The sequence below is a fragment of the Erwinia sp. B116 genome, assembly GCF_002865965.1.
Taxonomy (GTDB): domain Bacteria; phylum Pseudomonadota; class Gammaproteobacteria; order Enterobacterales; family Enterobacteriaceae; genus Erwinia.
The window spans coordinates 54,354-61,797 of record NZ_JRZZ01000021.1 but is presented as its reverse complement, the minus strand read 5'-3'; the positions used below and the strand labels follow the sequence as shown (position 1 = coordinate 61,797).

At 60.0% G+C, this 7,444-nt stretch carries 7 protein-coding genes; 3 read left to right on the top strand and 4 right to left on the bottom strand.

Annotated features, from left to right (window positions below; all coding sequences use genetic code 11):
- Positions 1 to 174: 174 nt before the first annotated feature.
- Complete coding sequence (gene aroG / locus NV64_RS14875; RefSeq protein ID WP_101506219.1) at positions 175 to 1,227, bottom strand: 3-deoxy-7-phosphoheptulonate synthase AroG; 1,053 nt, start codon at positions 1,225 to 1,227, stop codon at positions 175 to 177.
- A 294-nt stretch (positions 1,228 to 1,521) separates the two neighbouring features.
- On the opposite strand from aroG, the gene NV64_RS14870 reads away from it, so the two are divergent.
- Positions 1,522 to 1,863 (top strand): protein YbgS, encoded by a 342-nt coding sequence (locus NV64_RS14870; protein WP_101506207.1) that lies wholly within the window; start codon positions 1,522 to 1,524, stop codon positions 1,861 to 1,863.
- 342 nt (positions 1,864 to 2,205) lie between these two features.
- Positions 2,206 to 3,162, top strand: coding sequence for a CDF family zinc transporter ZitB (gene zitB / locus NV64_RS14865; protein WP_101506206.1), 957 nt, complete (start codon positions 2,206 to 2,208; stop codon positions 3,160 to 3,162).
- Between the two features lie 151 nt (positions 3,163 to 3,313).
- On the opposite strand, the gene pnuC is transcribed toward zitB, so the two are convergent.
- From pnuC to NV64_RS14850, 3 genes are all read right to left on the bottom strand, one after another.
- Positions 3,314 to 4,015 (bottom strand): nicotinamide riboside transporter PnuC, encoded by a 702-nt coding sequence (gene pnuC / locus NV64_RS14860; RefSeq protein ID WP_101506205.1) that lies wholly within the window; start codon positions 4,013 to 4,015, stop codon positions 3,314 to 3,316.
- A gap of 29 nt (positions 4,016 to 4,044) precedes the next feature.
- Positions 4,045 to 5,106, bottom strand: a complete 1,062-nt coding sequence (gene nadA / locus NV64_RS14855) for a quinolinate synthase NadA (RefSeq protein WP_101506204.1) — start codon at positions 5,104 to 5,106, stop codon at positions 4,045 to 4,047.
- A 138-nt stretch (positions 5,107 to 5,244) separates the two neighbouring features.
- On the bottom strand, positions 5,245 to 5,769 hold the full coding sequence (locus NV64_RS14850) for a methylated-DNA--[protein]-cysteine S-methyltransferase (RefSeq protein WP_101506203.1): 525 nt from the start codon (positions 5,767 to 5,769) through the stop codon (positions 5,245 to 5,247).
- Between the two features lie 168 nt (positions 5,770 to 5,937).
- Between NV64_RS14850 and NV64_RS14845 the strand changes: the two genes are divergently transcribed.
- Positions 5,938 to 7,395, top strand: a complete 1,458-nt coding sequence (locus NV64_RS14845; RefSeq protein WP_101506202.1) for an AlkA N-terminal domain-containing protein — start codon at positions 5,938 to 5,940, stop codon at positions 7,393 to 7,395.
- Positions 7,396 to 7,444 lie beyond the last annotated feature (49 nt).

Sequence of the window (7,444 nt, the reverse complement as noted above, 5' to 3'; positions counted from 1 at the left end):
AACCCCGCCGTATGGCGGGTTTTTATTGCCTTCAACACCGGTGACAGACGCTGTCACCCACTTTCCAGGCGGAAATGCGGCGTTTTCAGCCGTGCCGTTGGCGCAAGCCGGGTCGCATATAGCCTTCTGCACCAGCTAGCCTTAGCCGCGATATCATTTCGCGGCCGTCTGGGTTCAGCCGCGGCGCGCCCGCACCGCTGCCGCCAGCTGGCGCAGAACGCTTTCGGTGTCTTCCCAGCCGATGCAGCCGTCGGTGACGCTTTTGCCGTAGACCAGCGGTTCGCCGCTCTCGAGGTTCTGGTTGCCTTCCACCAGATGGCTTTCGATCATCACCCCGATAATGGCGTCATCACCGGTCGCAATCTGCTGTGCCACGTCGGTTGAGACGTCCAGCTGCTTTTTAAACTGCTTGCTGCTGTTAGCGTGGCTGAAGTCGATCATAACCTGAGTCGGCAAACCGGCCTTCTCCAGCCCGGTCTTCACCGCACTGACGTGATGGGCGCTGTAGTTCGGCTCTTTGCCGCCGCGCAGAATGATGTGGCAGTCGCCGTTGCCGCTAGTTTCGACAATCGCCGAGTGGCCCCACTTGGTGACCGACAGGAAGCAGTGCGGCGCGCTGGCGGCACCGATAGCGTCGATCGCCACCTTGATAGTCCCGTCGGTGCCGTTCTTAAAGCCCACCGGGCAGGAGAGGCCGGAAGAGAGTTCGCGGTGTACCTGCGACTCAGTGGTACGCGCGCCAATTGCGCCCCAGCTCATCAGATCGGCCACGTACTGCGGGGTGATCATATCGAGGAACTCGCCTGCCGCCGGCAGGCCGCTGTCGTTGATATCCAGCAGCAGTTTACGCGCGATGCGCAGCCCATCATTAATCCGGAAGCTGCCATCCATATGCGGGTCGTTAATCAGGCCTTTCCAGCCGACGGTGGTACGCGGTTTTTCAAAGTAGACGCGCATTACTACTTCCAGGTCACCCTGTAATTCCTGACGCAGGGTCAGCAGACGCTGTGCATACTCTTTTGCCGCCACGGTGTCGTGAATCGAACACGGGCCAATCACCACCAGCAGGCGGTCATCCTGTTTTTTAAGAATATTGGAAATTGCCTGGCGGGCGAGGGAGACCGTCTGCGCCGCGTTGTCCGTTGCGGGAAATTTTTCCAGCAGCGCAACCGGGGGTAAAAGCTCTTTTATCTCTTTGATTCTTAAGTCATCGTTCTGATAAGTCATAATCATTCCAGTTCATTTTATCGCCCTCCTGCACGTCGGGCATATCACCGCCAATTTATCGTGAGTGCCGGGGGCTGTAAATCGTCTTTCCCCCGACATTGCCTGGGTGACGTTGATTTTCTGTGCCCCTCTACTACACTTTTAATCGTTAGCTCTTTAAATGAACGCATTTGCATCATTTATGATTGGCAATCGTCTATTTTTTAGAGTTTTTATTTGTCAGCAGCAGAAATCCTTTTCGAATCTTTTTATCAGATTTAATCGGGCCACCTTCAATACTAATGGAGTATAACGATGAATAAGTTCGCAATCGTATTTCTTACCGCAGCAATGACCCTGGGCAGTGGCGCGGCAATGGCCGCCGATTCCGGCAGTAATAATGGCTCTGCCAACGCGGCGGCCGATGCCGGCGCGGTTGCGCCGGGTGCCAAAAGTCATCTGCAGCCGAATGGCGTAGATAACAGTAAAATTAACACCGGTGACAGCGGCACGCCGGCGACCGGCACCACCGGCGGCAGCGACATGAGCGCCACTGAAGTTCACAAAAATACCGAGTGTAAAGACGGTAAGTGTCCGGACATCAATAATAAAGTGGGTGACGACGCCAACCACAAAACTGACGGTACGACTCACTAAGCCGTCAGTGAGTTTCCCGGGAAAGCAGCCGCTTTCCCGGGCAGTTAACCCGCATTACTGTAACTTCGCCTTACCACGATAAGTCCCCCTCTTCCCGCGCCCATTTATTTCATCGGTGCATTTTTTCCATCCATTTCGTTCGTCCAATTGCACGTCCATTACGCCCATTCACTTCACCCATTCATTTTGTCCGTCAACCGGTAGGGAAACGATTTTCACTCTGCATGAGCTGGCTGATAACAGCCTGCGTCTGTGACAGAAGCATTGCGATCAATTCTGCCCTCCGCTGTGGAAATTTATTGATATCATTAGGCTACAGACTGACAACACCAGCGGACTCTTATGGCACACTCCCACTCTGGCCACACCGACCCTCATCAACATCAGGCAGCGGACGGCAACCGCTCGCGCCTGCTGGCCGCCTTTATCGTTACCGCCGTATATATGCTGGCTGAAATCATCGGCGGCGTGCTCTCCGGCTCGCTGGCGCTGCTGGCCGACGCCGGACATATGCTGACCGACGCAGCGGCACTGCTGATGGCGCTGCTGGCCCTGCAGCTGGCGCGACGGAAGCCGAATAGCCGCCATACCTTCGGCCTGCTGCGTCTGACTACGCTGGCTGCCTTTGTCAATGCGCTGGCGCTGCTGGTGATTACCGTACTGATCGTCTGGGAAGCCGTGCAGCGATTTGCTCATCCACAGCCGGTGGCAGGCGGCGCGATGCTGGTGATTGCCGCAGGCGGCCTGCTGGCTAACCTGCTGTCGTTCTGGCTGCTGCACCGCGGCAGCGCGGAGAAAAACCTCAACGTGCGGGCGGCGGCGCTGCACGTAATGGGCGATCTGCTGGGATCGGTCGGGGCGATTGCCGCTGCGCTGATTATTCTGTTTACCGGCTGGACCCCCGCCGACCCGATCCTGTCGGTGCTGGTCTCTCTGCTGGTGCTGCGCAGCGGCTGGCGCTTAATCCGTGAGAGCAGCCACGAGCTGCTGGAAGGCGCGCCGCAGGAGATCGACGTGGAGAAACTGCAGCGCACCCTGACGCTTCAGATACAGGAAGTGCGTAACGTACATCACGTGCACCTGTGGCAGGTAGGCGAGAAGCCGGTGATTACCCTGCACGTGCAGGTGATCCCGCCGCACGACCACGATGCGCTGCTGGCGCGTATTCACCGCCATCTGCAGCAGCACTACCAGATTGAGCACGCCACGGTGCAGATGGAGTATCAGCGCTGCGAGGGCGAACGCTGTGATATGCAGTGGATTGCCGGCGGTGGTGGCGGACACGGGCATCATCACTGATTCACCGCATCGCCCTCTGCCCTTCACAGCCGGCCAGCTCTGCCGCAGATAACGGGGGTCACTGCAGGGGCAGGGCCGCTTTCACCCCCCTCGCGGCATTGGCCGGGCTGAGGCACCGGTTCACCGTGAGGGTGGTGAGGGCGCTGTCGGTTTAACGCGCGGTGCGTGCGCTCTTAATCCAGAGCCAGGCACCGTTCAGCGCGATCAGGGTGAGGATCGCGTATTCGACCGCCATCGCGTAGACGCCCTGACGGGCGAAAATCACCACGCTAATCAGGTTTACCACCAGCCACAGCAGCCAGTTTTCAACGTATTTACGCGTCATCAGGATCATCGCCACAATCGACAGCACCATCATGCACGAATCCCAGAACGGGTACGCATCAGGCTGGAGCTGCGGCATCACGACATTCAGACCCACCCCTTGCATCAGCATCACCGCCGTGTGAGTGAGGAAACTAAATACCGGATCGATAAAGCGCGTCATCAGCGCGATGGCCACGATACAGGCAGCGCCCCAGCCCAGCGCTTTTGGCAGCGGCAGCCAGCGGATTTTCAGCACCAGCTGATTATCGCTGGTCTGACGGCTCCACGCGTACCAGCCGTAAATGTTGGCGACAAAGAAGAACAGCTGCAGCAGCAGGCTGGCGTAGAGCTGGATCTGGAAGAAGATCACCGCAAACAGGGTGACGTTGAGCAGCCCGAAGGCGTAGTTGGCAATCTTCTCCTGGCTGGCCAGCCAGATACAGAGCAGGCCGGCAAGCGTACCGATGGCTTCGATCCACGACAGATCGTAGCCACCGGCACCAAGAGGGATGTGAACCAGAATATTTGACGTGCTGAAAAAGTCCATTTGGGCACCTGTGTAGCGGGCGTTGGCAGTCAGGCGTTGCCTTTTACCCGAAGTTTTAGTTGTGCTGCAAAGGTTAGCATACGATCCAGCGGGATCAATGCCGCCTGGCGCAGCGCCTCCTCGACGTGGATCTCATGCTCTGCGCCCCCCCGTTCCAGCCCATCGGCAATCGCCTTCAGGCCGTTCATCGCCATCCACGGGCAGTGGGCACAGCTGCGGCAGGCCGCCCCTTCCCCCGCGGTGGGGGCCTCAAGCAGCTCTTTATCCGGGCAGGCCTGCTGCATTTTATAGAAGATGCCGCGATCGGTGGCGACGATCATCTGCCGCTGCGGCAGCCGCTGTGCGGCCTGGATCAGCTGGCTGGTCGACCCCACCGCGTCGGCCAGGTCGACAATCGCCTGCGGCGACTCCGGGTGGACCAGCACCGCCGCCTCGGGATAAAGGTGCTTCATCTGCCGCAGCGCCTGGGTTTTAAACTCGTCGTGGACGATACAGGCCCCCTGCCAGCACAGCACGTCCGCGCCGCTTTTGCGGGTGACGTACTGGCCAAGGTGGCGATCCGGCGCCCAGATGATCTTCTCGCCGAGGCCGTCGAGGTGCTCAATCAACTCAACGGCAATACTGGAGGTGACCACCCAGTCAGCGCGCGCTTTGACCGCCGCCGAAGTGTTGGCGTAGACCACCACCGTGCGGTCCGGGTGGGCATCGCAGAAGGCGCTGAATTCTTCAATCGGGCAGCCGAGATCCAGCGAACACTCCGCCTGCAGCGTTGGCATCAGGATAGTTTTTTCCGGGCTGAGGATTTTGGCCGTTTCCCCCATAAAACGCACCCCGGCTACCAGCAACGTTGACGCCGAATGCTGGCTGCCGAAGCGTGCCATCTCCAGCGAGTCCGAAACGCAGCCACCGGTCTCTTCTGCCAGCGCCTGAATCTCCGGGTCGGTGTAGTAATGGGCCACCAGCACCGCATTCCGTTCTTTCAGCAGGCGTTTGATTTTCTCACGGTAAAACACCTTCTCATCGGCGGTGAGTCGGGCGGGTTTCGGCGGGAAAGGATAAATGGCATCATCAGGGTTAAACATCAGGCTCATATCACAACTCTCGTTTCTTCAACTTAACCGAATTCGCCGTAAAAGCCGTGTTGCGTGACTCATTCGGCTGGTTTGTTTTATATGCTAAACACGATAGCTGAAAAAGAGACCAGTGTCGCTGGATTTCTCGTCAGAATGTTATGATTTTGTGAGCGCCAGCTGAAGCGGCTCTTCCGCCCACAGCTGGCCGCTTTCTCTGCGCAGCAGGAAGGCTTTAGTGTCAAGGCCACCGGCGAAACCGGTCAGTTTACCGTTAGCACCGATCACCCGGTGGCAGGGAGTGATGATCGAGATCGGATTGCGGCCATTCGCCGCCCCGACGGCCCGCACGGCGCTCGGGTTGCCGATCTGCTGTGCGATCTGCGCATAGCTGCGGGTTTCGCCGTAGGGGATGGTGAGCAGCGCGGCCCACACCTGTTTCTGAAAGTCGGTGCCGACAAAGTCCAGCGCCAGACTAAAGTGCTGCCGTTCACCGGCAAAGTATTCCCGCAGCTGGCGTTCGGTCTCCAGCAGAATGGCATGCTGCCGGTCTTCAGTCTGCGGCAGAAAGCGGCTACGTTTCGGGTCATCATTTTCCCACAGCACCGCCACCAGCGCGCGCTCTGTCGCCACCAGTTTGAGTTCGCCGACCGGGGAGTCGATCAGGTTGAAAGAGTAGGTCATCGTGGTTCTCCTGGTTTACCTGCCGTCGCGGTGATTATGCGCTTTTACCCGGCCATCACTGGCCGTTTGCGGACAGCATAATAAAATAAGTCTGATGTCCGCAAACGGCCAGTGTCAGCACCGCAAACGGATTAACGTGGATTACCTTAGCTTAACGGGGCACCTTCTATGATCGATCCGGCCAGCGCGTATCTGGCGCTTACCTCGCGCGACGCACGTTTTGATGGCGTGTTCTACGTCGGCGTGACCTCCACCGGCATCTACTGTCGCCCGGTCTGCCCGGTAAAGCCACCACAGGCGCAGAACTGCCGCTTTTTTGCCAGCGCGGAAGCCGCCGAGAAAGCCCATTTCCGACCCTGCCTGCGCTGCCGCCCCGAGCTGGCGCCGGGTAATGCCCCGGTCGACCGCGGTTCAATGATTGCGGAGCGGCTGATGCAGCGCATCGATGAAGGGCTGGCCGAGCAAGTGGATTCGCTGGAGGCGATTGCCGCCCAGTTCGAGCTCAGCCTGCGCCAGCTGCGGCGTATCGTCCAGCAACAGCTCGGGGTCTCCCCGCAGGAGCTGCGCCAGACCCGCCGCCTGCTGCTAGCCAAGCAGCTGTTAAGCGAGACATCGCTGCCGATCACCGAAATCGCCTTCGCCAGCGGGTTCAGCAGCCTGCGCCGCTTTAACGCCGCGTTTAGCAGCCAGTATCGCATGCCCCCCAGCCGTCTGCGCCGGGCGCTGATCGCGAAGCCGCAGAGCGGTCAGCCAGGCGACAGCTCCACGCTGCTGTTGAGTTACCGCCCGCCTTACGACTGGACGGCCATGCTCGACTTCCTGCGGCTGCGTGCGCTGGCGGGCGTCGAGTACGTGGATGCGGACAGTTACGCCCGTACGGTGCGTCTGGGGGCCTGTAGCGGCTGGATCCGCGTGACCGCCTCGCCGAAGAGCTCCGCGCTAAGCGTGGCGTTCAGCCATACCCTGACGCCGGTGCTGCCGGCGCTGCTGCGGCGGTTACGCAATCTGTTCGACCTCAGCGCCCGCCCGGACCTGATAGCCGCTCATCTGAGCCAGGATCCGCTGCTGGCGGCGGCCGTGCAGGCGCACCCGGGCTTACGGGTGCCGGGGGCATTTGACGGCTTTGAGATGGCGGTACGGGCGATCCTCGGCCAGCAGATCACCGTGAAGGCGGCGACCACGCTGGGTGGGCGTTTTGTCGGCGCGTTTGGCGAAGCGATCGACACGCCGCTGCCGCAGCTGACCCGGCTGTCGCCACAGGCCGCTACCGTCGCCACCTGCACGGTTGATCAAATTGCCAGCCTCGGGATTATCAGCGCACGCAGCCGTACCCTGCTGGCGCTGGCAGCGGCTTGTGCCGGCGGAGAGCTGCAGCTGGATGCCGGCAGCCAGCCAGACGTCACCACAGCCCTGCTGCTGCAGTTGCCGGGCATAGGTGACTGGACGGCACAGTATCTTGCTATGCGCGCGCTACGCTGGCCTGACGCCTTTCCTGCGGGGGACATCGTGGTACGCAACAATCTGGGTGGGCTGACGGCCAAAGAGGCGGAGGCGCGCTCTCAGGCGTGGCGACCGTGGCGCAGCTATGCGGTAATGCATATCTGGAAGAGTCTGGGGAAAGGGTGACACACCCTGCCCGATTTACGCATAGCAAAAAGGCGCCTTTAGGGCGCCT

Bases quoted from the DNA above. Each gene is read 5' to 3' on its own strand.
- aroG (WP_101506219.1), bottom strand. From the start codon at position 1,227: ATGACTTATCAGAACGATGACTTAAGAATCAAAGAGATAAAAGAGCTT.
- NV64_RS14870 (WP_101506207.1), top strand. From the start codon at position 1,522: ATGAATAAGTTCGCAATCGTATTTCTTACCGCAGCAATGACCCTGGGC.
- zitB (WP_101506206.1), top strand. From the start codon at position 2,206: ATGGCACACTCCCACTCTGGCCACACCGACCCTCATCAACATCAGGCA.
- pnuC (WP_101506205.1), bottom strand. From the start codon at position 4,015: ATGGACTTTTTCAGCACGTCAAATATTCTGGTTCACATCCCTCTTGGT.
- nadA (WP_101506204.1), bottom strand. From the start codon at position 5,106: ATGAGCCTGATGTTTAACCCTGATGATGCCATTTATCCTTTCCCGCCG.
- NV64_RS14850 (WP_101506203.1), bottom strand. From the start codon at position 5,769: ATGACCTACTCTTTCAACCTGATCGACTCCCCGGTCGGCGAACTCAAA.
- NV64_RS14845 (WP_101506202.1), top strand. From the start codon at position 5,938: ATGATCGATCCGGCCAGCGCGTATCTGGCGCTTACCTCGCGCGACGCA.